The sequence below is a fragment of the Azospirillum griseum genome, from assembly GCF_003966125.1.
Lineage (GTDB): Bacteria > Pseudomonadota > Alphaproteobacteria > Azospirillales > Azospirillaceae > Azospirillum > Azospirillum griseum.
Window position 1 is genome coordinate 1 of sequence record NZ_RXMA01000132.1, and the last position, 553, is coordinate 553.

A 553-nucleotide genomic window follows, 5' to 3' on the forward strand; every position below is an offset into this window, starting at 1 on the left:
CGGGTTGGCGATGCTCGCCCAGGAGGTTCTCAAACAGGACCCGTTCGCCGGTCATCTCTTCGTTTTCCGAGGTCGCCAAGGTCATTTGAGCACCTCGATAAACCGGTTTTCTGGTAAGCGTCGTCTGAGGGCTGCCTTGCGGGAGGAGTGGGCCGCATGCTGAAAGCTGGGTGTCGGCGCACCGGTGGGTGTTGCTGGCTTGGCATCGTGGCAAGCAGCGTGGTTTGCACTGTGGCAGTCCAACGTATCGAGGTCATCACCGGCGCCGGCGGGCGGCGCACCTACTCGGCCGAGGAGAAGATCCGCTTGGTCGGCGAGGCCCACGGCGGGCGCGGCGCCGTCGTCGCGGTGGCCCGCCGCCACGGCGTGTGCGCCAGCCTGATCTACCGCTGGCGCCGACAGTTTACGAGCGGAGAACTGTCTGCCGCGGCGCCCTCCTTCGTGCCGGTTCATGTGTTGGAGGGGCGTACGCCTCCGGTGAACACCGCCTTGGCAAAGTAGGGTCTGACGTCCGAGTTTTGCGTTGCGCGTCATCGCGCGAACGCAAACGAGT

The 553-nt window shown here is 65.3% G+C and carries 1 protein-coding gene; it reads left to right on the forward strand.

Annotation, left to right across the window (positions count from 1 at the left end):
- Window positions 1–156 precede the first annotated feature (156 nt).
- Complete coding sequence (locus EJ903_RS26495; RefSeq protein WP_126620830.1) at window positions 157–501, forward strand: transposase; 345 nt, start codon at window positions 157–159, stop codon at window positions 499–501.
- Window positions 502–553 lie beyond the last annotated feature (52 nt).